This is a genomic window from Brevibacterium sp. R8603A2 (genome assembly GCF_023072605.1).
Classification (GTDB): Bacteria; Actinomycetota; Actinomycetes; order Actinomycetales; family Brevibacteriaceae; genus Brevibacterium; species Brevibacterium pityocampae.
On sequence record NZ_JALLGN010000062.1, the window covers coordinates 1 to 201 of the forward strand.

Below are 201 nucleotides of genomic sequence, written 5' to 3' on the forward strand. Positions count from 1 at the left end.
CCTCGTGGGGCCGGAGCTCGTTGTACTCGATCCGGTAGTCCTCGGCCCGCTCGGCGAGCACGATCGCGTCGTCGATCTCGTCCAGGTAGAGCCGTTCGTACTTCAGCGTGCCGAAGCCGCGTTCACGGGACCCGTTCTGCCCCGGGGTCTTCACTCGGGTGCGCACGTGGTGTAGCTCGGGGTGGGCGGCGATGAAGGACT

The 201-nt window shown here is 67.2% G+C and carries 1 protein-coding gene; it reads right to left on the minus strand.

Annotated features, from left to right (window positions below):
• Window positions 1–201, minus strand: a 201-nt coding sequence (locus tag MTQ12_RS15305; RefSeq protein ID WP_247619233.1) for a transposase, incomplete at both ends; no start/stop codon positions are given.